The sequence below is a fragment of the Flavobacterium sp. UW10123 genome, from assembly GCF_040538975.1.
GTDB lineage: Bacteria > Bacteroidota > Bacteroidia > Flavobacteriales > Flavobacteriaceae > Flavobacterium.
Genome location: NZ_JBEWQE010000007.1, coordinates 153,703 through 177,260, shown reverse-complemented (window position 1 = coordinate 177,260; position 23,558 = coordinate 153,703). Strand labels below are relative to the sequence as shown.

The 23,558-nt window shown below is 34.1% G+C and carries 24 protein-coding genes; 13 read left to right on the top strand and 11 right to left on the bottom strand.

Annotation, left to right across the window (positions count from 1 at the left end; genetic code table 11):
- The first annotated feature begins 175 nt into the window (after positions 1–175).
- Positions 176–544, top strand: a complete 369-nt coding sequence (locus ABXT06_RS10035; protein WP_202004743.1) for a SpoIIAA family protein — start codon at positions 176–178, stop codon at positions 542–544.
- Positions 545–616: 72 nt separating this feature from the next.
- Here the strand turns inward: ABXT06_RS10035 and ABXT06_RS10030 are convergent, their stop codons facing one another.
- Genes ABXT06_RS10030 through ABXT06_RS10020 form a run of 3 tightly spaced genes read right to left on the bottom strand, consistent with a single transcriptional unit; the run spans position 617 to position 1,851 of the window.
- On the bottom strand, positions 617–889 hold the full coding sequence (locus ABXT06_RS10030; protein WP_354590639.1) for a PrgI family protein: 273 nt from the start codon (positions 887–889) through the stop codon (positions 617–619).
- 39 nt (positions 890–928) lie between these two features.
- Positions 929–1,327 carry a hypothetical protein gene (locus tag ABXT06_RS10025; protein WP_202004749.1) on the bottom strand — a complete coding sequence of 133 codons (399 nt, stop codon included), beginning with the start codon at positions 1,325–1,327 and terminating at the stop codon, positions 929–931.
- A 35-nt stretch (positions 1,328–1,362) separates the two neighbouring features.
- A complete protein-coding gene (locus ABXT06_RS10020; RefSeq protein WP_354590638.1) occupies positions 1,363–1,851 on the bottom strand; it encodes a hypothetical protein in 489 nt (162 codons plus the stop codon).
- A gap of 334 nt (positions 1,852–2,185) precedes the next feature.
- Between ABXT06_RS10020 and ABXT06_RS10015 the strand changes: the two genes are divergently transcribed.
- From ABXT06_RS10015 to ABXT06_RS10005, 3 genes are all read left to right on the top strand, one after another.
- The gene (locus tag ABXT06_RS10015) at positions 2,186–2,659 is read left to right on the top strand and encodes a CinA family protein (RefSeq protein ID WP_354590637.1); all 474 of its coding nucleotides are present in this window, start codon (positions 2,186–2,188) and stop codon (positions 2,657–2,659) included.
- Between the two features lie 348 nt (positions 2,660–3,007).
- Positions 3,008–3,469, top strand: a complete 462-nt coding sequence (tnpA, locus tag ABXT06_RS10010) for an IS200/IS605 family transposase (protein ID WP_354590636.1) — start codon at positions 3,008–3,010, stop codon at positions 3,467–3,469.
- A gap of 193 nt (positions 3,470–3,662) precedes the next feature.
- Positions 3,663–4,169: a hypothetical protein gene (locus ABXT06_RS10005; RefSeq protein WP_354590635.1), complete on the top strand. Its 507-nt coding sequence runs from the start codon at positions 3,663–3,665 to the stop codon at positions 4,167–4,169.
- Positions 4,170–4,368: 199 nt separating this feature from the next.
- Here the strand turns inward: ABXT06_RS10005 and ABXT06_RS10000 are convergent, their stop codons facing one another.
- On the bottom strand, positions 4,369–5,286 hold the full coding sequence (locus ABXT06_RS10000; RefSeq protein ID WP_354590634.1) for a DsbA family protein: 918 nt from the start codon (positions 5,284–5,286) through the stop codon (positions 4,369–4,371).
- A gap of 268 nt (positions 5,287–5,554) precedes the next feature.
- Between ABXT06_RS10000 and ABXT06_RS09995 the strand changes: the two genes are divergently transcribed.
- The 5 genes from ABXT06_RS09995 to ABXT06_RS09975 all read left to right on the top strand — a co-directional run bounded on the left by ABXT06_RS09995 (position 5,555) and on the right by ABXT06_RS09975 (position 9,532).
- Positions 5,555–6,253, top strand: coding sequence for an SMI1/KNR4 family protein (locus ABXT06_RS09995; protein ID WP_354590633.1), 699 nt, complete (start codon positions 5,555–5,557; stop codon positions 6,251–6,253).
- Between the two features lie 31 nt (positions 6,254–6,284).
- Positions 6,285–7,634 carry a DUF6138 family protein gene (locus ABXT06_RS09990; protein ID WP_354590632.1) on the top strand — a complete coding sequence of 450 codons (1,350 nt, stop codon included), beginning with the start codon at positions 6,285–6,287 and terminating at the stop codon, positions 7,632–7,634.
- Entirely contained in the window at positions 7,634–8,299 is a 666-nt protein-coding gene (locus ABXT06_RS09985) for an Imm19 family immunity protein (protein ID WP_354590631.1), read from the top strand. Before ABXT06_RS09990 ends, ABXT06_RS09985 begins: the two co-directional genes overlap by 1 nt.
- A gap of 135 nt (positions 8,300–8,434) precedes the next feature.
- Complete coding sequence (locus tag ABXT06_RS09980; protein WP_354590630.1) at positions 8,435–8,911, top strand: TlpA family protein disulfide reductase; 477 nt, start codon at positions 8,435–8,437, stop codon at positions 8,909–8,911.
- A gap of 6 nt (positions 8,912–8,917) precedes the next feature.
- Entirely contained in the window at positions 8,918–9,532 is a 615-nt protein-coding gene (locus ABXT06_RS09975) for a thioredoxin family protein (RefSeq protein ID WP_354590629.1), read from the top strand.
- A 135-nt stretch (positions 9,533–9,667) separates the two neighbouring features.
- On the opposite strand, the gene ABXT06_RS09970 is transcribed toward ABXT06_RS09975, so the two are convergent.
- The 4 genes from ABXT06_RS09970 to ABXT06_RS09955 form a co-directional block, all read right to left on the bottom strand.
- Positions 9,668–10,897 (bottom strand): PQQ-dependent sugar dehydrogenase, encoded by a 1,230-nt coding sequence (locus ABXT06_RS09970; protein ID WP_354590628.1) that lies wholly within the window; start codon positions 10,895–10,897, stop codon positions 9,668–9,670.
- Positions 10,898–11,245: 348 nt separating this feature from the next.
- The gene (locus ABXT06_RS09965; RefSeq protein ID WP_354590627.1) at positions 11,246–11,539 is read right to left on the bottom strand and encodes a DUF3861 domain-containing protein; all 294 of its coding nucleotides are present in this window, start codon (positions 11,537–11,539) and stop codon (positions 11,246–11,248) included.
- A gap of 19 nt (positions 11,540–11,558) precedes the next feature.
- The gene (locus tag ABXT06_RS09960) at positions 11,559–12,290 is read right to left on the bottom strand and encodes a LytR/AlgR family response regulator transcription factor (RefSeq protein WP_354590626.1); all 732 of its coding nucleotides are present in this window, start codon (positions 12,288–12,290) and stop codon (positions 11,559–11,561) included.
- Entirely contained in the window at positions 12,287–13,333 is a 1,047-nt protein-coding gene (locus ABXT06_RS09955; protein WP_354590625.1) for a sensor histidine kinase, read from the bottom strand. Before ABXT06_RS09955 ends, ABXT06_RS09960 begins: the two co-directional genes overlap by 4 nt.
- 266 nt (positions 13,334–13,599) lie before the next feature.
- Here ABXT06_RS09955 and ABXT06_RS09950 point away from each other — a divergent pair, with 266 nt between their 5' ends.
- From ABXT06_RS09950 to ABXT06_RS09935, 4 genes are all read left to right on the top strand, one after another.
- Positions 13,600–14,754, top strand: coding sequence for an efflux RND transporter periplasmic adaptor subunit (locus ABXT06_RS09950; protein ID WP_354590624.1), 1,155 nt, complete (start codon positions 13,600–13,602; stop codon positions 14,752–14,754).
- Between the two features lie 5 nt (positions 14,755–14,759).
- A complete protein-coding gene (locus ABXT06_RS09945) occupies positions 14,760–17,924 on the top strand; it encodes an efflux RND transporter permease subunit (RefSeq protein ID WP_354590623.1) in 3,165 nt (1,054 codons plus the stop codon).
- Positions 17,925–17,942: 18 nt separating this feature from the next.
- Complete coding sequence (locus ABXT06_RS09940; RefSeq protein WP_354590622.1) at positions 17,943–19,349, top strand: efflux transporter outer membrane subunit; 1,407 nt, start codon at positions 17,943–17,945, stop codon at positions 19,347–19,349.
- Positions 19,350–19,528: 179 nt separating this feature from the next.
- The gene (locus ABXT06_RS09935; protein ID WP_354590621.1) at positions 19,529–20,005 is read left to right on the top strand and encodes a hypothetical protein; all 477 of its coding nucleotides are present in this window, start codon (positions 19,529–19,531) and stop codon (positions 20,003–20,005) included.
- Between the two features lie 487 nt (positions 20,006–20,492).
- Here ABXT06_RS09935 and fucP read toward each other — a convergent pair whose 3' ends face one another.
- The 3 genes from fucP to ABXT06_RS09920 form a co-directional block, all read right to left on the bottom strand.
- On the bottom strand, positions 20,493–21,800 hold the full coding sequence (gene fucP / locus ABXT06_RS09930; RefSeq protein WP_354590620.1) for an L-fucose:H+ symporter permease: 1,308 nt from the start codon (positions 21,798–21,800) through the stop codon (positions 20,493–20,495).
- Positions 21,801–21,914: 114 nt separating this feature from the next.
- Entirely contained in the window at positions 21,915–22,355 is a 441-nt protein-coding gene (locus ABXT06_RS09925) for a MaoC/PaaZ C-terminal domain-containing protein (protein WP_354590619.1), read from the bottom strand.
- A gap of 106 nt (positions 22,356–22,461) precedes the next feature.
- Positions 22,462–23,535, bottom strand: a complete 1,074-nt coding sequence (locus ABXT06_RS09920; RefSeq protein ID WP_354590618.1) for a Gfo/Idh/MocA family protein — start codon at positions 23,533–23,535, stop codon at positions 22,462–22,464.
- Positions 23,536–23,558 lie beyond the last annotated feature (23 nt).

Genomic DNA, 23,558 nt, shown 5'->3' with positions numbered 1-23,558 from the left:
AAGAAACCTTTGTCTCTTTGGAACTTTGTCCCTTTGAGCCTTAAAAAAATATAATAAACGAATAGTTAAATGTAAGTGTTATCTGATTGATATTGAGTATATTTGAGTGTGTATTGAACATTGATAAAATGTTTAAAATAAAACTTCATTAAATAACTCAAAAAGTATAAAAATCATGATACATCAAATAGACACTACAGATAATATTGTTGCCTTTAGAGCATTGGCAGAAGTGACAAAAGAAGATTTTTTGACAACAGTAACTCCAGCCGTTGAGCACTTAGTTAAACAAATCAATGAAATTAATTTTTTATTGGTGCTAGATACAGACATTAAAAATTTTACACCTGGTGCTTGGTTGGAAGATGGACTTTTGGGACTTAAGCATTTAGGAAAATGGAATAGAGCAGCAATTGTTACCGATACAGAAGAAATTATCTCTTTCACAAACGGATTTAGCTATATTGTTCCAGGCGAGTTTCGTGGTTATAAAAAAATAGATTTTAATAAAGCATTAAATTGGGTAGAGGGGAATATCTCTTAACTGGCTTTATAAAAATAGAAAGAGCGCTTATTTTTCAATAAGCGCTCTTTTTTTATGATAGTTTATAAACGATTAGTGGTTGTATTCTATACCGCTACTTGCTTCGGCATCAATTTTTTCTTTAGTTACTTGACTGTATTTTTTATAGCAAGCAGAAGCTAGAATAGGTAAGGCTACACTTCCTACAACAGCACTTGCTTTTGGATGTCCTGTTTTCTTTAAAACCGCTGATGCTAAAAGAGCACCAACGCCAACACATACCATTTGTTTTACTGACAGATTTAATGGTTTACTTTCAGGTTTAATTCCGTGTAATAATGGGTCTATAAAATTCAAATTCTCCATAATGCCAATTAATTTTAATTATACTTATTTGTTATTTTTTTAATTTTTACTGTTTTCAGTGTCAGTTTCACTTTCAATTTTCTCAATTTCGACCTTTTCCTTTTTTATAGCTTGGCGCAATAGAGCAAAAAGACTCATATAAACATTTGCCATAAAAACCAGAGAAAACCCTGCCAAAATATAGCCTCTCCAATCATTTAACAAAAGTTTATAATCGCAGATAATCAGAAAGGCAATTGTAACGTAATGACTAAAGCAATATTCACAGGTGAGAAGATAAAAGAACTTTCTCGACAGTATGTATCTGTCATTTTTAGAATGTCTGACACACCATTCATGCGGCTCTCTAAAAATCTCTTCGTGTGTGACCGTCCAGCTGATACAGGCAATCGGAATTGCTAGTACAAAAAGCCAGACAATTTGAGTTGCTAATGTCATATTACCTAATGCTTTACAATTTACGATAAATTTTGCTATTCCCTGGGATGATTTTCAGGATAATGTTCTGCGTCAAAATCATCCAACTCCTCATCTTTGTCATGATCTTCATTTCTTTTTCGATCATTTTCATACTCTAAATCAGGATCATATTCATCATTTAGATCATCTTCATTGTCATCGTTTGTTATAGCATCATCTTCATTGATGATTCTCTCTTGATTCGGAATGTTTTCTGAACGGATAGTGGTAGTGTCTTCAAAATCTCCTTTTGGATGCGAAGGATCTTCAATAAACTCTTCCTGATATTGATACGGATCTTCATCACGCGCATAATTGTCATTGTCAATCAGCGTATTTTGTTCATAATAATCAGGATCGCTTTCGCCAAATTCTCGATTGTCATGTTTTTTTAAAACTTGTTTAAACTCGTCTTCATTAGAGTAAGTTCCGTCAGCGAGGGTATTTTGTTCGATATAATCAGGATCAAATTGACCATAATCATGGTTGTGTTGCTTTTCCATAATACTATTTTTTAGATTATTATTTTTTCAAGATTGAATCTTCATAAAAGAAGACCTATAAATTCTTTACAGTTTACTGTAATTGTTATCCTAGCTTTAAAAGTCATGGTTTTTGGCTTTTATATTTTTTCGGATTATACTAAATGACTTTAAAAAGCTGTATTTACAAATTTACTGCGTTAAGAGAAGGAAGTTCTTATAAAAATATAAAGGATAGTTGTATAATTAACAGTTACTTATAATGTAAATAATGTAAGAAATTATGTAAGTTTACTATATAAGAACAATCTACATTTGAGATTGAAATTAATGTGCAATTAAATTTGAAATCAATATGGCGTCAGATAAAGTAACCGCATGCTGTCAGACTTTAATAGAAAAGAACTTAACAATCTCATTTGCAGAAAGTGCTTCTGCTGGAAAAATGTGTTATGAGTTTTCGACAGTTCTTAATTCTGGAAGAATTCTCATAGGGGGAATCGTCTGTTATCATTCTTCAATGAAAGAAGATTTACTTCATATTCCGTGGGGAACTATAGAACAATACAGCGCCGAATCTGCCGAGGTTACCAAGTTGATGGCACAAAATTTTTACAGGTATATTAATTCAGACATTTGTGTCGGCTTAACAGGACTGACTACGCCAGGCGGCAGTGAAAGCGAGTCAAAACCAGTTGGGACCATTTTTATCCATATCATTTTTGGAGAAAAACAAATTGCCAAACGTTATGAGTTTAAAGGATCTCCAGAAGGGATTATCAATCAAGCAATAGATGTTGTGGCTGATTTGATTTTGAGGGAAATCTAATAAACCAATCAAACGTCCCTACGGGACGAAACTCAACAAAACATTTTTTTTGTCTACCGATGAGATGTTCCTAGCGGAACATTTTTTTGTTTTAAAAAGAGATTTTTTATAAGATATGAAGATATCTTAAATGATTATAATTTTATAATTTTTTGAATAATAGAGGAATGTTTCGACAAGAACATTTTTGCCTTAAATTAACATTCTTATGTCTTCTAGAAGGCATGTAAAACACTTGTATTTTTAAAATTTGCAAAAACCAGAAGAAAATGTTCCGTTAGGAACATCTCATCGGTAGAACTTTTAATTAGAATCATTTTTTCGTTCCGTAGGAACGGTTGGTTGGTAATGGCAAATACATACACACAATTGCATATACAATTTGTATTTGCGGTGAAATATAGAAAAGCATTCATTGCAAAGGAGTGGAAAGACAAATTGCATCAATATATTACGGGGATAATTCAAGCCAATAATCATAAAATGTTATGTATTAATAGTATGCCAGATCATATACATATTTTTATAGGGATGCGTCCAACACAATCTATTTCTATGTTAGTGCAGAATGTAAAAACAGAAACCAGCAAATGGATTAAAGAGCAAAAATTGTCAACTGATTTCTCATGGCAAGAAGGTTACGGAGCATTTTCATATTCAAGAAGCCATGTTCCAAATGTCATTAGATATATTCAAAATCAAGAAGAACATCATAAAAAAGAAACATTTTTAGAGGAGTATCAAAAATTATTGAAAGCATTTGAAATAGAATTCGATTATCAATATATTTTTAAAGAACCAATTTTATAACGTCAAACGTCCCTACGGGACGAAATTAATATGTACATATTTTTTTGCTACCGACGAAATGTTCCGATGGAACAATATTATGCAATTTTTAAAAAATGTTTCATCGGTAGAAATTAAATCATTATTTAGTTTTACGTTCCGTAAGAACGTTTGATTAATATTGTTTAGGCTATTAATGTAAAAAAATATTAAAATGAAATTAAGAAAAGAAATAGAGCCTCAATTTGATATTGCTGAAAAACTATATTCACAAGTTCTAAAACTAATTTTAGATTATACTGAATTTTGTGATGAAAATGGAGATGAAGAAAATATAGAATATAAAAATCTGGAAGAAAAATTGCATCTATTAACTGGAAAGGATATGACGCAATTCAATCTTTGGGAATGGTGGGAAGAAGATGGAGCAGAAAATCTTGCATTTAATATTTCTTTGCCCGAACCTCAAAAATTAGAACATATCGATAAGAGCGAATTAATTGAAATTGTTAAGCGTATAAAAACTTTTGATGAACCGAAAAACATTTCAGATTTTGCTTCAACTTTTTATGAGTATGTTATTTATGGAAATGGTTATTTCGAGAAATTTCTAGAAAAGAATTTTAAGAATTATAAGCATAATTTATTTAATAGAAACAAAGATAAAAAAGGCAACTATTTTGAATATTCTATTGATGAAATTGTAGATATTCTTTGGTAAAATCATGTTCCATTGGAACATTTCATCGGTAGAAAATCAACAATCATTCATTTTTTACGTTCCGTAGGAACGTTTGATAAATTGAGATTAATTTAAAATGATAATCAATCAAACGTCCCTCGGGACGAAACGAACCATCTATTTATTTTTTTCTACCAACCAAATGTTCCGATGGAACATGATTTCAATATTCTTTTATTTATTTTTTAATATATAACGAACCATTTTTAATTGTCTTTTTATCCAACAAATCTTGCTGATATAATTTTTCTAAAATAGAACTAGCTTCAGAAGTCGATTTATCTAAAATTACAGCATACTCTTTTGGAGCTAATGTTGGGAAAATCTCAAACAAATCTAATGGATTTTCGTTTTTAATGGTTTTCTTTTTTGCTTCAGGAAATAATGCTAATAATGCATTTTCATAAGCTGCATAAGGTTTAGAACCGTAAACAGTCAGTTGGTTATTATTGGCATCGGCTAAAAATAAAGTAGGGAAGCCTCGTACTCCTAGAGTTTTGCCTAAATTTAAATCTTCTTGAAAAAGCTTTTTGGCATCTCCGTCATAATTGGTTTTCAGTTTTTCGACATCCAAACCAGCAATTTTAGCAGCTTCTGCAATGTTTTCCCATTTTGCGATGTTCTTTTTATTTAGATATAATTCTTCGCGAAGAACACGCATAAATTTCACAGCCTTTTCTTTACTCTGCATTTGCGCTGCTTTCATAGCAATACATGAAGGATAAGATGAATCTAACGGATCTTCAAGCCATACATTTCCATCAATCGGCATTTCGTAATACAAACTGGCCTCATCCCAATGATGCGCCACATCTGAAGGTTTGCTTATTCCGCCGCTGTTATAGCTCCAATCAGGTAACAAACCGCCCATTCGGTAGTCAATTTCGAAATAATCGCCGTATTCCAGTTTTAATTTTCTAAGTTGAGGTTCAATTCCCCAACAAGAAGAGCAAATAGGATCGGTATAATAAATTATCTTAACAGGTTTGTTTTCTGTTGGAATAGTTGTTTTTGCATTCGATTTTTCGCCAGCAGGCATTTCGCACATTCCGCTTACAGGATCGCATAATAGCGGATTTGTTTTTTCTTCGCTCATTTTAGAATTCGTTTGTGACTGGCAGCTTACACTGCAAATCAGGATTAATAGTATCGACAGTATTTTCATAGTAGTTTTTAAAAGGTACTCTCGGTTTTATGAATTTATTGCAAAGTTGAGTCGAATATCATAACCAGTCAATTAGTCAAAAAAACATGACTAGAAAAAAATCTATTCACTATTTTAAAAAGTGAGATTATCATTATAAAGTAATTGCGAGCTTGTAATTAATTGTTTATTTTTCACTTCTTAAAAATAGAAGCCAAAGATGAATTATATTCAAAAGATTAAACGCCTTTACAGCCTATCTGAAAATAAAAACTACGGATTTTTAGAAAATCAGATTCTCGATCTTGAGAAAAAATTAAATGTGAAACTTCCTTCAAAACTCAAAGAATATTATTTAGAATTAGGAAAAGAAGAAAACCTTAATTACTGTTTTAACAGACTTTTGAAACCTGAAAATGAAATCGGATTTTCTGATGACGATTTTCTGTTTTTTTACGAAGAAAATCAAAACGTAGCTTTTTGGGGAATTAAAAAAGAAGATTTATCATTGGTGAATCCGCCAGTATATGGCAATTACGACACAATAGAAAAATCGGATTGGGAGATTGAAACGGAGACAATCGAAGACTTTTTTTTGCTAATGGCTGTTTTCAACGGTACTTTGGGCGGACTTCAATTTAACGGAAATTATTTAGGAGAAATTGATTCTGAAATTGTAAAACTTGTTGTAGAAAGTTATGTGCTTGTTCCCGAAATCAGCAGAGAAAATCAAAAGATATACACAGATGAGTTTTATGATGTAATCAGTTTGTCATTCGATCAAGAAAACAATTGCACAGGAGCTTTTATTGGATCAAGTGATCAGGAACGATTTGATGCCATTCTTAATCTTGTTGATATTGACTGGTCGTATCTTTCTTATGATGATGAAGAATATGATGAGGATGATAAAGAATAATTAAATTAAAAATGGGGCAATAAAATAGAGAATGAGAGAATTAAATTATTTAGTAAAAATAGATGGAAACGAAGCGCTTTTAGAAAAATTCATTGAAGCGATTGATACTAATGCCGTTAAAATTGATAAAGCATATCCAAATCCGTATGTATTAGATTCGGGCGAAAAATTTCTGTTATCTCCTATAATTGAATATTTTTTCCAGACTAGATCTTTCTCAAAAGAGTTTTATATTTCATTTGTTGAAAAACTAAGAAAACTTACTGGATTTGATAGCTACCGTTATACATTAGGATTGCAAGCTGAGGAATTGGTTTTTAAAAGTTTTGAAAGAGTAAAAAAAGGCAAATACAAGATTTTTATACCAAAAACTAAAGAAGAACTTCCGAAGCCAATATTGACAGAAGAACAAAAAGAACTTTTAAGTTTTATATGTTATATTGCTGTTTCTCATATAAAATACGGACCTAGTTATGCTACAGTTACTGCAAATGAATATTTTGATGTGGTAACAGAATTGGGTTCAGATGAAGTAGAACAACTTAAGAAGTACGGAACAGGGAAGCTTTCAAAAGAGCTGACAGAATTTAAAGACAAAGATTTTGCGGGTAAAGCAAATGATGTTTTTGCTAAAATAAGTCTTAAACTGATTACCGAAACAGAAGAAAGTTACGAAAAAGCATTAAACTTCATTAACAATCTTCTAAAATCTGATTTCCCTAAAAGCTTTGAAATTACTTTTTCATCTAAAGGAAAAGAATTGCTTCCAATAAAAGGGCTTCCAAAATGTGGACAGAATTATCTTTTCGCAGGAGCGGTAAAATATCCAAATCTGCATAATGGTATTTTAGAATATATTGATCTTACTAAAAAGAAATACGAATGGTACACCAACCTTGAAGCTGAAAATTGTGCCATGCCTTCTACTTTTGCTGTTTTTGCTTTAGGATTAGAGAACGAAAAGTATTTTGATACCCTAATAGATTATTATCAAACAATAGATGGAGAACACCAATCTATTCAGCAGAAATTTACACCAGTGTTTCTAGAGAAATTCGGAATAAATGAGAAATCAATTAAAGTATATATCAACGCTATTTTATCGATGCAGGAACATCCGAATAATAAAGTGTTCATTTCTTATTTTACAAATGAAAATAGCTTGAAGTTATTGCTGGACAATAAAGAGAATTTTATTTCGAATTATTTTACGGAGGAAGATTTAAAAGACTATTCAGATAGTGGGACTAATGTTCAGGAAATGGCAGATTATTGCTGGGAAGGTGTGATGTATACTACGTTTGGAGAAAGTAAAGGTTTCGCTAAAATTAGCAAACAGCTTACAGATTCAGAAAGAGAAATCTTTGAAAAACTTTTGTAATGAGCGTTATTAATAAGCAAATACAAATTGAAGAACTCAGCAATAATACCTTTTTCTGGAGATATTATTTCTGCTGGTCACGCGGTTATGATGAAAAAGAAGAACTCAATATCGACGAGGTTCTAGAAGTTGTCGAAATTAACGAAACTGAAGCTTATGAGTGGGAATGGAAGTTTTTCAATCAGAATGATATTGAAGAAAATCCAAGATATGTTTCGGGCAAAATAAATGATGATTTAAATTATGCTGTTGAATTCGCCGAATATGAAATCAACTTTTTCTTGAATGATATTTACATCGGCAATTTAGGCGGACATTTTGAAGCTTGGTTTTTTACTTTGGATGAATTATTAACTTTTGAAAAATATCCAAATCTGTTTCTTCTTTTTCTTCCAATGACAGGAATACATGAAAATGAAAAAGTTATTTTAAAACCCATAATTGTAAAACATTTAAATGCAATTCCAGAGTTTGAACTGCATTCCGAATATATTTCAGATTGTATTTTAAATGGTTTAGTAATGCAATCTTCATTCCTGGAAATAAAAGATATCGGATTGACAAATACCGAAAACCACAGCGTAAGAAACATAACAGATTACCCATGCTACAAAGAAGGGGTAACACTATTAAATAAAATTTTGCTTTCTTTTATAAATGAGTAACAAATACGCAACTTTGTTCCTTTGCAACTCTGGACCTTTGTGCCTTGCCACACTCATTAAACTTTCATTAACAAAAAGTAATTTATCATTATTTTATATTTGTAGGAAACAAATTAATCATAAAGCATTCTTCTCATGAAAATAAAGCCTTTTTTCTACATATTTTTATTCGGTATTATTTCGGTTTCGGCGTATAGTCAGAATGTAAAATTGCTAAATATCAATCAGCTTAACGAGAGAATCAAAAATGGAAAAGACAGCACTTATGTTGTGAATTTTTGGGCAACATGGTGTGCGCCATGTATAAAAGAATTACCACATTTTGAGAAATTGGGAGTAGAGCACAAATCTGAAAAACTGGCTGTTTTATTAGTAAGTTTAGATTTTAAATCGAAACTGGAATCAAATGTGATTCCGTTTGTAAAAAGGAAGAATTTAAAGAATGAAGTCTTTTTATTGAATGAAAGCAGTCCACAGGAATTTATTGATAGAATAGATCCGAGTTGGTCAGGAAGTATTCCGGCTACACTTTTTATTAAAAATGATAAACGAAAATTTGTTGAAAGCGAATTTACCTACGAACAATTATTAACTGAATATAAAAAACTGTAAACCATTATGAAAAAAATAATCTTATTACTAGCATTAGCATTTTCTGCATTTCTATCTCATGCACAAAGTGGAGTAACTCTTAAAGCAGGCGATGCAGCTCCAGATTTCAAACTGAAAAATGTTGACAATAAAGAAGTTTCTTTTGGAACTTTTAAAGATGCAAAGGGATATATTGTTATTTTTACTTGCAATACTTGTCCATACGCAGTTGGTTACGAACAGAGAATTATCGATTTGGATAAAAAATTTAAATCGCAAGGATATCCTGTAATTGCAATTAACCCAAACGACCCGGAAGCTTCTAATGCAGATACTTTTGCAAAAATGCAAGATTTAGCAAAAGACAAAAAATATTCTTTCCCATATTTATTTGATCCAGGACAAAAAATTACAGACGAGTATGGTGCAAAACGTACGCCTCATATTTTTATCGTTTCTAAAACAGCAAAAGGAAATGTTGTAGAATATGTTGGAGCAATCGATAATGATCCAGAAGGGAATAATCCTCAGAAAATTAAATACGCAGAAGATGTAATTGCATCATTAAAAAGCGGACAAAAGCCAGCAATTACGCAAACTAAAGAAATTGGCTGTACGGTAAAAAGAAAAGCAAAAGCTTAAGTTTTTTGTTTCAGGTTTAAAGTTCCAAGTTAAACGGAACAGAATAAAACATGAAACATGAAACCTGAAACAAAAGAATAATAAAATATAAACGCCCCATATTTGGGGCGTTTTTGGCATGTATAGTGAACAAGTTTACTTTTTATCAATCTTGTAAAGTCTTCCTTGATCGGTAACGGCGTATAATGCTTCATCTTTTCCTTGTGTAATATCTCTGAATCTTTGTCCTTCGCCAGCCAATAATCTTTCTTCTCCAGCCACTTTATTGTCTTTAAAAGCTAAACGAACAATATGCATACCGCTTAAAGCGCCTATGAATAAATTATTTTGCCATTCTGGAATTCGTTTTCCAGCGTAAAACGTCATTCCGCTTGGTGAAACTACAGGATCCCAGTAATAAACAGGCTGTTCCATTCCGGTTTGCTGCGTAATACCTTCTCCAATTTTCGTACCACTATATTCAATTCCGTAAGTAATTGTTGGCCAGCCGTAATTTGCACCAGCTTTAATTCGGTTAATTTCATCACCTCCTCTTGGACCGTGTTCGCTTTGCCACAATTCACCAGTTGTTGGGTGCATAGCCAATCCCTGCGGGTTTCTGTGGCCAATAGTATAAAGTTCTGGCAAGGCTCCTGTTTGTGTAAAAGTAGGATTTCCTGGAGCCGCTTGTCCGCTTGTTGTAATATGGACAATTTTCCCCAAACTGCTCGTGACAGATTGCGCCAACGGACGAGTTTCTAGCACAGATCTTTCACCAATGCTTACAAATAAATTTCCGGTTTTATCAAATAAAACTCGGCCGCCATAGTGCAGTGTACTTGAGTTTGGAGTATTTGAGCGATAAATGACTGTTGCATTTTCAATCGCTTTCTCGTCATCAGAAATTCTACCTTTCGCGACAGCGGTAATATTTCCGCCAGCAACAACTTCAGAGAAAACCCAGTAAATCATTCGGTTTGTTGCAAACGCAGGATCTAAACAAATTCCTAATAATCCTCCTTGACTATCTGGATTAACAGTGGGAACTCCCGTTAAGGCATTGCTAATAACCCCAGCTTGGGTTACGATTTTAATTTTACCTGCTTTTTCAGTTACCAAAAGTCGTCCATCAGGAAGGTAGGCAACGCCCCAAGGAGCGCTTAAACCGTTGGTGATTACTTTAGATTCAATTTCGGTGGTAGTCTGAATGCTTCCCGCGCGTGTCTGCCCAGAAAATGCGGGTTGATAAGTGGTGTTTGCCGTTCCTGTTTCTACAGGAGGACCTGTTGGTCCTGGATCTGTGCCTCCGTCAGTATTGTCATTATTCGAACAGCTACCTAAAGCAAGAATTCCAGCAAGAAGAAAAATACTTTTTTGAATTATCATAATGCTTTCATTTTAATGGTTAAAATTAAATTTTTGCATTATCGAACATTTCGAAAGAGAAGATTTAGGGTAGAGGTTTGTTAATTATCAAATGGTCAGTTTCGAACAAACTCTTATTTTCAATTAAGAATGCCTAAATGCTGATGCCATTTTATATGAAGTAATAGAATTTCAAAAACAGAAATCAAACTTCTTTTGGAAAAAGCATTTAGTGGGACATGCCTAATTGGAACGGGAAATTGTTATAAAATATTGCCAGTAAGTACTGGATTATCTTCTTCTTAGCAGAAATTTAACATACAATATTTTAAAAGAAATAAGGCTGAGCTCTTATTTTTAAAGGAGATTTTAAAGACTTTTTAATTTTTTCATGAAGATTGGAAAGACTTCATTTAATTCGTCAAAAAGAGGGTTTTTACGATTTTTTATTTTGATTTCACTGAATAATTTTAATCCTAAAGCAAATTGAGTTGCCTCTGAATCATTGGCAAAAATGTTCTTTTGTTTAATTTTTTCTATGATTCCAAAGATTTCGTCGTGATTGTCAAATTCAATTCCAAGTTCTCTTGCAGGTTCCGTTTCACCGTTTGCATATTCCTTAAGGCTTAATGTCAAGTAATATTTGTTTGATCTTTTTTCCATGATTTTTGTAATTCTAATTTTATTTGAGCCATTTATCGACTAAAGTCTTAAAGGCTTCTTTGTATTGTTCGCCAACTGTTATTTCTATTTTATCGATAAAAATGGAGTTTTTACTGATGGCGCTTATTTTATCTAATGAAATAATGAAAGAGCGGTGCACACGCATGAATTTTGACGATGGTAGTTTTTCTTCTAAAGCTTTAAGCGAAATCAGCGACATTAAGGCCTTTTGAGAATCTTCCAGATGCACTCTTACGTAATCTTTCAAACTTTCAATGTAGGTGATATCTTTTAGCGAAATTCTTACCCATTGGTATTCAACTTTCAAAAAGATAAATTCATCATCGGCAGCAATGCTGTTAAAATGATTATTGGCTTCTTCAGATAATTGTAAAACTTTGCTGGAAGCGCGTAAAAATTCTTCGTAGCTGAAAGGCTTAAGAAGATAATCTACCGCATTTACTTTATAACCTTCAATTGCATAATGATTATAAGCAGTTGTAAAAATGATTTTTGGTAATGGTCCAGGCTGATCTTGTATTAATCTTGCCAGTTCCATTCCGCTTAAATTGGGCATATTGATATCCAAGAAAACTAAATCGGGTTTTGTTTCCCTGATCAATCCCATGGCATCTACAGCATTATCACAAGTAGAAATTAATTCTAAAAATGGTGTTTGCTCTATAAAGGTTTCTACTAGTCTTAAAGCTAATGGTTCGTCATCTACTGCTATACATTTTATTACTGTCATTGCTCTAAATTTATCTTCAATTTAATTTTATATGTTCCGTGATCGGTAACTCCAAAAGAAATAGAGTGCTGATTCGGATAAATCAATTGCAGTCTTCGTTTGGTGTTGGTCAAGCCAATTCCGCCTACATCAGAAACTGCTGTTTTTTCAAAATAAGTATTTTCAACTTCAAATTCGAGCTCACTTCCATTTTGCGTAAGCTTAATGTAAATTTCACTTTTATCGGTGGCATGAACACCATGTTTAAAAGCATTTTCTACTAAAGGTAGTAATAACATCGGAACAATTGGGTAATCATGTATCTTTTCAGGAATATCTGTCGTAATAGTCAGTTTGCTATTGGCACGAAGTTTCATTAATGCAATGAAGTCTCTCATAAATTCGGCTTCTTTCAGCAGCGTTGTTTTTTCTTCGGTGCTGTAAAGCAAATAACGCATCATACGGCTTAAGGTATGAAGTGCATTTCTAGAATCTTCAACATTGGTATAAGTTAACGAATAAATACTATTGAGCGAATTAAAGAAGAAATGCGGGTTAATTTGAGCTTTTAGCATCGCCAATTCGGCCATTGTTTTGTCTTGTTCTAATTTTTGTTTATGCTGTGCGGCTTTCTGCCAATGCTGAAGCATAGCCCAACTCGTGCTTATTCCTAAAACCAATAGCGTTAAAGTAAAAACGTAATTGTCAAAATAAGGATTTTTGTATTTTTTAAAACCAATGGCTTTCATAATCTGATTATGAAGATCGGTTTGTGAAGTATAAAAATAGGCAATGAGCTGCATGGCAACAATTGCGGCAAATGCCCAAAGCAAGAAGGGTGAAGTATTGTCTTTTATAATAGTTTTAGGAACAATGATTTTTGCTGTAGAATAAAAGACAACCATTAGCAGAAACAATATGATGCTTTGCCAAAGCCAGAATACTTGTGGAAGTACAACATTCCAAGTAAGAGGAATATAAAACAGCATAAGATACCCTAATAATAACCAGCCAAGAATGTGTAGTCCGGTAAATAAATAAGGTCTGAAAATATTCGGTGTCATTACAATTTGTAGTTTATATCGACAATATTACATTTTATTTAAATACAAATTTTGAGCAATCGCTAAAACGGTATTTACAGTCTCTAAAAAGCATTTTAGAGCCGATAAGATAAAAATTAAACACTTGTTTAATATTATAAAAAAATCCATCGGTTCTCATCTTACTTTTATCGATTCTCTTTTGCTCTTCGTCTATTTGAAATTTTTCGTATCTTATATTTTATTTCTTTTGTTCACATATAATCGATAATTACACATTTTTCACAATGACTAAGCAATCATTTTTAAGCATCCTCGCAGCATCACTTATTATCGCTTCTTGCGGTAAAAATGATAAATCGGCTCAAGCCGGAGGCGCACCGCAGATTAAAGAATATAAGACTGTTACATTACAGCCGAAATCAGCGATATTGAACAGCGATTTTCCTGCTAGTATACAAGGACAGCAAAACATAGAAATTCGCCCACGAGTTGAAGGTTATATTGATAAAATTTTTGTTGATGAAGGTGCAGTAGTCAAAGCTGGACAGCCATTATTTAAAATAAGCGCTCCAGAATATGAGCAGCAAGTTCGTACTGCAACAGCAAGTATTAAAAGTGCTCAAGCAGAAGTAAGTTCGGCAAAATTGGCTGTGAACAAAGTGAAACCATTGGTTGAAAAAGGAATTATCAGCAAATACGATTTAGAGTCGGCTCAATATACTTATGAGTCAGCTATGGCATCTTTGGCTCAAGCAAACGCAGCTTTAGTAAATGCTAAAGTTAATTTAGGATATACTACTGTGACAAGTCCTGTAAATGGAGTTGTAGGTTCAATTCCTTTCCGTTTAGGAAGTTTGGTAAGTTCTAATACTGCTGAACCTTTAACAACAGTTTCAAGTATTGGAAATGTATATGCTTATTTTGCTATGAACGAAAAAGTACTGCTGAATTTTACTAAAGACGCTGGAGGTTCATTAAACCAGAAAATAAAAAGCATGCCTGCAGTTTCTTTACTGCTCTCAGACGGTTCGACTTATGATCAAAAAGGAAAAATAGAAACCGTAAACGGATTAATTAATACAGAAACAGGTACTGTAAATTTTAGAGCACGTTTTCCAAATCCAAAAGGAATTATCAGAAGCGGAAGCAGTACAACAGTACAAATTCCGAATGAAGTAAAAGATGCTATAATTATTCCTCAAAGCGCCACTTTTGAATTACAAGATAAAATGTTTGCAGTAGTCTTAGGAAAAGACAAGAAAACTAGAAATGCTAATATTACAGTATTAGACAATTCAGCAGGAAATTATTATGTGGTAACAAGCGGTTTAAATCCTGGAGATGAAATCGTATTAGAAGGAGTAGCTTCTTTGAAAGAAGGAACTGAAATTAAAGCCCAAAATCAAAGCCCAGAAACAGTTTACGCCGATTTAAAATAAAAGAAATGTTTAAAAAATTTATACAAAGACCCGTACTCTCGACGGTAATATCTGTTATTATCGTTATTTTAGGTGTTTTAGGCCTAATTGAGTTACCGATTTCCCAATATCCGGATATCGCGCCACCAACGGTAAACGTTGCGGCTAGTTATACTGGAGCGAATGCTGATGTGGTACTTAAAAGTATCGTAATTCCATTGGAAGAACAGATTAATGGTGTAGAAAACATGACTTACATGACTTCTACAGCAACAAATGATGGAAACGCATCGATTAAAGTTTTCTTTAAAGTAGGAACAAATCCTGACTTAGCAGCGGTAAACGTTCAGAATAGGGTTTCTAGAGCAACAAGTTTACTGCCAGTAGAGGTAACTCAGGCTGGGGTTACAGTAACCAAGAGCCAGAGTAGTAACTTGTTGATTTTCTCTTTATATAGTGATGATAAAGCTTACGATCAAACGTTTCTTCAAAACTATGCAAAGATTAATCTTGTGCCACAGATTCAACGTGTGGTTGGGGTAGGAGATGTAACTGTTTTTGGTGCCAAAGATTACTCTATGAGAATCTGGTTGAAACCAGATGTAATGCAGCAATATAAACTGATTCCGAGCGATATTTCGGCAGCTTTAGCAGAACAGAATATCGAGGCTGCGCCAGGTAAATTTGGTGAAAACGGAAATCAGTCATTTCAATATGTTATTAAATACAAAGGACGTTTAACAAGCGCTCAAGAATTTGGAGACATTGTTATAAAATCTGTTGGAAACGGACAGATGTTAAGACTTAAAGATGTTGCCAAAGTAGAGTTAGGATCTTTAAGTTATGCTCAAACAATTAAAACAAATGGTGTAGAATCGGCAGCGATGGCAATTAGCCAGACTCCTGGATCAAACGCGCGTGATGTAATTATCAATTCTAAAAAACTGATTGAAGAAGCAGCGAAGAGTTTTCCAAAAGGAATGAAATACACCATTATGGTGGACGTTAACGAAAACTTGGATGCTTCTATTGAAAAAGTAATTCATACTTTGGTTGAAGCCTTTATATTGGTTTTTATAGTAGTATTTATTTTCCTTCAAGATTTTAGATCGACTTTAATTCCGGCAATTGCGGTTCCGGTTGCGATTGTGGGAACATTTTTCTTCCTGAATTTATTCGGATTTACGATCAACTTATTGACGCTTTTTGCGATGGTACTTGCCATTGGTATTGTGGTCGATGATGCGATTGTCGTCGTCGAGGCCGTTCACGCCAAGCTGGATCACGGATATAAATCAGCTAAGAAAGCAACCATTCATGCAATGGACGAAATTTCGGGAGCAATCATTTCGATTACCTTGGTAATGGCTGCGGTATTTATTCCGGTAACATTTATTAACGGGTCTACAGGGGTTTTCTACAAGCAGTTCGGTATTACGCTGGCAGTTGCGATTATTCTTTCGGCAGTAAACGCCTTGACTTTGAGTCCTGCATTATGTGCGCTTTTATTGAAACCGCATGCCGATGATCATAAACATAAAAGTTATTTACAGCGTTTTTATACTTCTTTTAACGTTGCATTCGATAATGTTACTGCACGATACAAACGTTCGGTAAGCTTCCTTTCTGTTAAAAAATGGATTGCTTTGGCTTCAATTATAATTGCTGGTGTGGCATTAGTTTATATGATGAAAACTACGCCATCTGCTTTCGTACCTTCTGAGGATCAGGGAACTGTTTTCGCTAACATCAGCTTACCGCCATCTGCTTCTATGGAACGTTCAGATATTATTGCCAAAAGAGTCGATAGTATTGCAAAGACAATTCCGGGAGTTAAAAACACACTTCGTATTGTCGGACAGAACTTTACGGCTGGAGCGGGTAGTGCGTACAGTATGGTTATTGTGAAATTGAAACCTTGGGACGAACGTGACCTTAGTGTTGATGATGTAATCGGTCAGCTTTTTGCAAAAACAAGCGGTATTCGCGAGGCAAGTATTTTCTTCATTTCACCTCCAACCATTCAAGGTTTTGGACAAAGTGGTGGATTCGAATTCCAATTGCAGGATAAAGGAGGACATACAACTGCAGAGTTCTTTAAAGTAAATAACGAATTCTTAGCAAAATTATCAGAGCGTCCAGAAATTCAATATGCGACAACGCCGTTTAACCCTGGTTTCCCTCAGTATATGATGGATATTAATTTAGCGAAAGCAAAAGATGCAGGAGTTTCTGTAAATACGATTCTATCAACCATGCAAGGATATTATGGTGGATTGTACGCTTCGAATTTCAATAAATTCGGAAAACAATACCGTGTAATGGTTCAGGCGGCTCCAGAATTTAGAGCCAATACCGAAGGATTGAACAAGATATTCGTTAGAAATAGTGCAGGAAACATGGCGCCAATTACGGAGTTTGTAAAAATGACCAGAGTTTTTGGACCAGAATCTATTTCGAGATTTAACTTATTTACGTCAATTTCAATTACAGGAGCACCAAAACCAGGTTACAGTTCTGGAGATGCCATTAAAGCTATTCAGGAAGTGGCGGCAGAAAATCTTCCGGCAGGTTACGGTTATGAATTTTCTGGTTTAACGCGAGAGGAATTAGCATCTGGAAGTGAAACGATTTTCATTTTCCTTTTATGTTTGGTTTTCGTTTATTTCTTGTTGAGTGCACAGTACGAAAGTTACATTCTGCCATTTGCCGTATTATTATCAATTCCGTTTGGATTAGCTGGCGCGTATTTATTCTCGATTATTTTTAAATTGAATAGTAATATTTACTTGCAGATTTCATTAATCATGCTGATCGGGCTTCTTGCAAAGAACGGTATTTTGATTGTCGAATTTGCTTTGGATAGAAGAAGAAAAGGATTGCCTGTTGTACAAGCAGCAATTGATGGAGCAGTAGCGCGTTTACGTCCAATTTTGATGACTTCGTTTGCCTTTATTTTAGGATTAGTTCCGTTGATGTTTGCCAAAGGTGCAGGTGCTGTTGGTAATAAATCTATTGGTACTGGCGCCGTTGGGGGTATGTTAATTGGAACTATTTTAGGAGTTTTCGTAATTCCGGTTCTATTTGTCATTTTCCAAAACTTACAAGAAAAAATAAGTGGTCCTGCGAAAGATGGTTATGACGATGACGATGAAGACGAAATTCATTTAATAGAAGCTCACAAAGAGTAAACTTAAATTACAACAAAAATGACGAATAGTTCAAATAAATATATTTTACTGGTAATAACAGCCGCACTAATTAGTGCGTGCTCTGTTACCAAGAAATACGAACGTCCCACAACTTTAAAAACAGACCAGCTGTATCGTGATCAGTCTACAACCGATTCGACTACAATTGCAGATATGCCTTGGAATACCGTTTTTAAAGATGAAAAGTTAAATGCATTAATTCAGAAAGGTTTAGAACAGAACTTGAATTTAAAAAATGCAATTGAGAATATTGTTCAAGCAAGAGCTTCTTTACGTCAGAGTAAATTGGCTTATTATCCAAGTTTGCAATTGGACGCCAATGTGACGCATAACAAACAATCTCAAGCAGGATTAAACTTTCCTGCAGGAATCAACATTAACACTCTGACTACAACTTACAAATTGGGAGTTAGCAGTTCTTGGGAAATTGATGTTTGGGGAAAATTAAGCAGTTCTAAAAGAGCGGCTTTGGCAACTTATTTGGCTTCTGATGCTGCAAAACAAGCAGTTCAAACGCAGTTGATTGCCGATATTGCCAATAATTATTTCTTGCTATTATCGTATGATGAATCGTTAAAAATTACAGAAGAAACATTAAAAAGCCGTATCGAAAACGTTGCAACCATTAAAGCCTTAAAAGAAGGAGCAATTGTAACTGGTGCAGCTGTTGTACAGAGTGAAGCCAACCAGCATGCGGCAGAAGTTTTAATTCCGGACTTAAAACAAAGCATTCGTGAAACCGAAAATGCTATAAATATTTTACTAGGGCAAGGGCCTGGACCAATTGATAGAGGTGTTTTAGGAACACAGATTATTCCTGAAAAAATCGCAATCGGAATGCCTGCTCAGTTGTTAAATAATCGTCCAGATGTCCGTCAAGCAGAGTTTAATTTCAGAGTCGCTTTTGAGTCGACTAATTTGGCTAAAACTTATTTTTACCCAAGTTTGACACTTACAGCAAGCACAGGATTTTCAAATTTAGAATTGAATGACTTCTTTAGCCATTCTATCTTTTATTCTATTATTGGAGGATTAACACAGCCTTTATTCAATAATGGCTTAAATAAAATGAGATTGACAACAGCCCAGTCACAACAATTGCAAGCATACAATAATTTCCAGCAAAGTCTTTTAGTGGCAGGTCAGGAAGTTTCAAATGCTTTGTATGCGTACCAAATGGCTGTTGAAAAAGAAGATTCTAGAGCGAAACAAATTGCAGCTTTAGAAAAAGCAGTAGACTTTACACAAGAACTTTTAGAATACAGTTCGGCAACTAACTATACAGATGTATTAACATCTCAACAAAATCTTTTAGCAGCACAATTGAACGGAGTTAATGATAACCTGCAAAAATTACAAGCTGTTATTAATTTGTACAGAGCGTTGGGTGGTGGTTGGAAATAATTGTTTATAATGATAAAAACCGTCTCAAAACCTGAGACGGTTTTTTGAAATGTACGTCGTTTAAAAAACGCTCTCCGTCGATTAGTTTGATGATTTTGTATAATGAATGCTTGAATCGTGAATCTTTGGCATTACTTTCGATTAATATCTAATAAGATTAACATTTAAATTCTAAAGAAATGAAAAAGTTTATATTCGCCTCAGTGCTTTTTATGAGTGCAATTTTTGCTCAAGCTCAGGTATCAGTAAATGTAAATATTGGTACACCTCCAAATTGGGGACCACAAGGTTACGACAACAGCAGATACTATTATTTGCCAGACATCGATGTATATTATGATGTGAATCAAAGCGTATTTATTTACGACAACAGCGGAAAATGGGTTCGTGAAAGAAGACTTCCGTCAAGATATAGAAGTTATGATTTGTATTCAGGATACAAAGTAGTTTTGACCGATTATAGAGGAGATTCTCCTTATTACTATCACACAAAACATAGAGCCGAATATCCGCAAGGTTACCACGGAAAACCTCAAAAAAATAGAGGAGAAAAACCAAAAGGCAACAACGGTAATCATTACGGAAACGATAAAGGGAAAAACAAAGGAAATAAGTCAGACAAGAACCACGATCACGGTAATGGCAAACACCATTAAATAAACATGACTAAAAGAAAACGCCTCCAATTGGAGGCGTTTTTGATTTATACCATAAGTAAATATAAAATATACTGATTATATATTTAAATATAGCTCGCGGTTTCAATCGCGGGAGACATAATGTAATGATATTGTGTCGCTCCTCCGGAGCTTTTTTCTTGCGCTAGGAATTTTTGCTATAAATATTTCACTCCGCTGGAACTTTTTTAGATGTGTATTTTATTCGTTAATTGATAGCTAAAATAAATTGCCTCCAGCTTTAGCTGGAGGTTACTAGATTCTACATTTATTGGCTTTAGCCAAACTAGGCGCAAAAGTTTGGCTAAAGCCTTTTATTTGGATAAACAAAAAAACTCCAGCTAAAGCTGGAGGCAATTGATATTTAAATTTTTTATTAAAATAAATTTGTGCTAATTCGTGCAATTAGTGGCTATAAAAATCCTTTTTAATCCTATATCCCGATAGCTATCGGGAGTGGAAAAAATTATTCTGAAACCGCTTTCACTTTATGACCAAAAGCACCAAAAGAAAGGATAATCAAGAAACAGATTAAAGGAATAATATATCCTGACTGAATATCATCATGATTCATATCGATTAAAGTACCCATTCCGTAAGGAATAATCGCACCACCAACAATTGACATTACTAGCCAAGAAGAACCCGTTTCTGTGTTCGATTTTAAACCTTTAATACCTAATGAAAAGATTGTTGGAAACATAATTGACATAAAGAATCCGATTCCGCCAAGAGCGTAAAGAACTCCCATTCCTGATCCATATATGGCTACAAGAGAAAGAAGAGCTGACATAACACAGTAAATCGAAAGTAAAACGTAATCTTTTACAAACTTTAAAAAGAAAGTCCCAATAAAACGTCCAGCCATAAATAAAAAGCCATAACCGGCTAAATAAAAAGCTGCAGTTTTTTCATCTAAACCAGCTCCTTGTTGTGCAATTCTGATAAAGAAACTAGTAACGCATACTTGAGCGCCAACATAAAAGAATTGAGCGACAACAGCCCATGTTAAATGCCTAAATTTTAAAACAGAGAAAAAACCAGGTTTAACTTCAACTTCAGTATGCTTTGGTTTCATCGAAGGAAGATGCATGAAATAAAAAGCTATAGCTACTAGAACCAATACAGTTCCTAAAACAATGTAAGGCATTTTAACAGCCTGAGCTTCGCCTAATAAATACGCTGCTTTTTCAGTCTCTGGCATTGCTGCCATTTGCTCTTTTGTATGATTTGTTCCTGATAAAATAAATAATGAACCTACAAACGGAGCAACAACTGCTGCTAGCGCATTAAAAGAAGCTGCTAAATTTATTCTTTTAGAGGAAGCCTCTGCGGGACCTAAAATAGTAGCGTAAGGATTTGCACTGGTTTCAAGAATTGTTAATCCGCAGCCAATTACAAAAAGAGCAAATAAAAACAATTCATATGTTCTTGAATCTGCGGCTGGAACAAATAAAAATGCTCCTGCGGCAAAAACTAATAATCCGACGATAATACTAGTTTTGTAGCCAAATTTTTTGATTAGCATTCCCGCAGGAATTGCCATGATAAAATAAGCAAAGAAGACAGAAGTATCAATCAAAGTAGATTGACTATTATTTAATTCACAGGCTTTCTTTAAGTGTGGAATCAAAACAGAATCCAGATTATGCGCCATTCCCCAAAGAAAAAATAAACTGGTAATTAAAATAAATGGAACTTTATAATTGGCAGCACCGTTTCCAGTTTCTAAAGGCGCTTCATGTTGATCGCCGGCTTGGTTTGTAATTTGCATTGTTTAGGTAGTTTTTAGTTTTTTATATAGGTTCAAAGCTTCAAAGCGACAAAGGTTCAAAGTGAAGAAACCTTTGTTTCTCTGCACCTTTGAACCTTTGTTCCTTGAAGAAAATTATTTTTTCTTCACTAAAAGTAAGTGATCACATACCAAAACCACTTCACCGCGTTGGTTGATGATTTCTACATGTTCTGTGACAGCTCCCATTTCTGGATTTTTGGCTTCGCCTTTTTCAGAAATGGTAACTTCTGAGTGAATCGTATCTCCGATATGAACTGGTTTTACAAAACGCATTTTATCATATCCTCTAGAAAAAGCTTCCGGATTTATTTCAGATGCTGTTAATCCAATTCCGATGGCAAAAACCATAGTTCCGTGCGCGATTCTTTGTCCGAATGGCTGAGTTTTGCACCATTCTTCGTCCATGTGGTGTGGAAAGAAATCTCCAGTGTGTCCAGCGTGAACTACAAAATCAGTTTCTGTAATGGTTCTGCCTAAAGTTACTCGTTTGTCGTCGATTTGATAATCTTCGAAAAAAGTCGATTTAAAATACATAATTTATTCTTTTTATTCGTCAGCTCTTTCAAATAGATTTCAAAATCAGGTTTGTTTTGAAGAGGACTTAAATTTTGTTTTTTGGTTTTGAAATATAGTGTTTTAATTACACTTCATCAAAAGAAATTCCGCCGTTTTTGTTACTTTCATAACAAGCTTCTACGACTTTCATTGTGTCCAGAACATCTTGAACACTTGCTGATAATTTTTGGTCAGAACCTTCTTTGAAATGCATCAGATTAGACATTGCACCAATAAAAGCTTCTGGAAACCACGAACCTTCTAGTTTTACTTCTGTCCATTCATATTCATTTTCATTATCTTTTTTTGGCAGCGCGTATTCAAAAACATCAGGAAGACCGTCAGGATAGTTCATCAACAAGCCCATTTTTGCTTTAACAGCGCCTTTTGTTCCTTCCCATTTGATGTAGCTTTCTTCATGTTTTGGACCAAAGTGATGATCGTGATTCGTATTGATTACAACATGCTTGTCTTCGCCATAATCCAAGATAATCGTAGATCTGCTTGATGATAATTTTTTAAGCGGATGTTTAGCCGTTTTCGCGTAAACACTTTTAGGGTTTCCCAGAAAAGATCTTATGCAATCAATATAATGCACGCTGTGGAAAAGAATCTCCAATCTAGGATGTTCTTTAATTAAAGGAAATAATTCCCAAGGCGTATTTACGGTAACTTTAAATTCTAAATCGTATAATTCGCCAATAATCCCCTGATCAATCAAATATCTGGCTGCGCTTACAAAAGAAGCAAAACGCAATTGGAAATTGATTGCCGCAACTAAATTTTTTCTTTCGCAAACTGCTACAATCTCACGTGCCTGAGCCAAATCATTTCCCATTGGCTTTTGGATCAAAACAGCAGCGCCGTCAGGCAATTGTTCAAGAATCTCAATGTATTGATCAGGTAAAACGGTGATATCGTAAACAGCGTTTGAAGGCGCATTTTTTACTGCATCGGCAACACTTTCAAAAACATGATCGATTTTGAATTGCTTCTGTAAATCGTATGCTTTTGAAATCGTTCGGTTGGTAATACCAAAAACTTTAAAACCAGCCATTTCGTAAGCAGGAAGATGCGCATCTTTTACAATACCGCTCGCTCCGATAATTACAATGGGCTGTTCTGTTTGGGGAAGTAAAGGTTTATATTGAATATTCATTTGTTCTATGTTTTGAAATTAAG

Bases quoted from the DNA above. Each gene is read 5' to 3' on its own strand.
- ABXT06_RS10035 (WP_202004743.1), top strand. From the start codon at position 176: ATGATACATCAAATAGACACTACAGATAATATTGTTGCCTTTAGAGCA.
- ABXT06_RS10030 (WP_354590639.1), bottom strand. From the start codon at position 889: ATGGAGAATTTGAATTTTATAGACCCATTATTACACGGAATTAAACCT.
- ABXT06_RS10025 (WP_202004749.1), bottom strand. From the start codon at position 1,327: ATGACATTAGCAACTCAAATTGTCTGGCTTTTTGTACTAGCAATTCCG.
- ABXT06_RS10020 (WP_354590638.1), bottom strand. From the start codon at position 1,851: ATGGAAAAGCAACACAACCATGATTATGGTCAATTTGATCCTGATTAT.
- ABXT06_RS10015 (WP_354590637.1), top strand. From the start codon at position 2,186: ATGGCGTCAGATAAAGTAACCGCATGCTGTCAGACTTTAATAGAAAAG.
- tnpA (WP_354590636.1), top strand. From the start codon at position 3,008: ATGGCAAATACATACACACAATTGCATATACAATTTGTATTTGCGGTG.
- ABXT06_RS10005 (WP_354590635.1), top strand. From the start codon at position 3,663: ATGAAATTAAGAAAAGAAATAGAGCCTCAATTTGATATTGCTGAAAAA.
- ABXT06_RS10000 (WP_354590634.1), bottom strand. From the start codon at position 5,286: ATGAGCGAAGAAAAAACAAATCCGCTATTATGCGATCCTGTAAGCGGA.
- ABXT06_RS09995 (WP_354590633.1), top strand. From the start codon at position 5,555: ATGAATTATATTCAAAAGATTAAACGCCTTTACAGCCTATCTGAAAAT.
- ABXT06_RS09990 (WP_354590632.1), top strand. From the start codon at position 6,285: ATGAGAGAATTAAATTATTTAGTAAAAATAGATGGAAACGAAGCGCTT.
- ABXT06_RS09985 (WP_354590631.1), top strand. From the start codon at position 7,634: ATGAGCGTTATTAATAAGCAAATACAAATTGAAGAACTCAGCAATAAT.
- ABXT06_RS09980 (WP_354590630.1), top strand. From the start codon at position 8,435: ATGAAAATAAAGCCTTTTTTCTACATATTTTTATTCGGTATTATTTCG.
- ABXT06_RS09975 (WP_354590629.1), top strand. From the start codon at position 8,918: ATGAAAAAAATAATCTTATTACTAGCATTAGCATTTTCTGCATTTCTA.
- ABXT06_RS09970 (WP_354590628.1), bottom strand. From the start codon at position 10,897: ATGATAATTCAAAAAAGTATTTTTCTTCTTGCTGGAATTCTTGCTTTA.
- ABXT06_RS09965 (WP_354590627.1), bottom strand. From the start codon at position 11,539: ATGGAAAAAAGATCAAACAAATATTACTTGACATTAAGCCTTAAGGAA.
- ABXT06_RS09960 (WP_354590626.1), bottom strand. From the start codon at position 12,290: ATGACAGTAATAAAATGTATAGCAGTAGATGACGAACCATTAGCTTTA.
- ABXT06_RS09955 (WP_354590625.1), bottom strand. From the start codon at position 13,333: ATGACACCGAATATTTTCAGACCTTATTTATTTACCGGACTACACATT.
- ABXT06_RS09950 (WP_354590624.1), top strand. From the start codon at position 13,600: ATGACTAAGCAATCATTTTTAAGCATCCTCGCAGCATCACTTATTATC.
- ABXT06_RS09945 (WP_354590623.1), top strand. From the start codon at position 14,760: ATGTTTAAAAAATTTATACAAAGACCCGTACTCTCGACGGTAATATCT.
- ABXT06_RS09940 (WP_354590622.1), top strand. From the start codon at position 17,943: ATGACGAATAGTTCAAATAAATATATTTTACTGGTAATAACAGCCGCA.
- ABXT06_RS09935 (WP_354590621.1), top strand. From the start codon at position 19,529: ATGAAAAAGTTTATATTCGCCTCAGTGCTTTTTATGAGTGCAATTTTT.
- fucP (WP_354590620.1), bottom strand. From the start codon at position 21,800: ATGCAAATTACAAACCAAGCCGGCGATCAACATGAAGCGCCTTTAGAA.
- ABXT06_RS09925 (WP_354590619.1), bottom strand. From the start codon at position 22,355: ATGTATTTTAAATCGACTTTTTTCGAAGATTATCAAATCGACGACAAA.
- ABXT06_RS09920 (WP_354590618.1), bottom strand. From the start codon at position 23,535: ATGAATATTCAATATAAACCTTTACTTCCCCAAACAGAACAGCCCATT.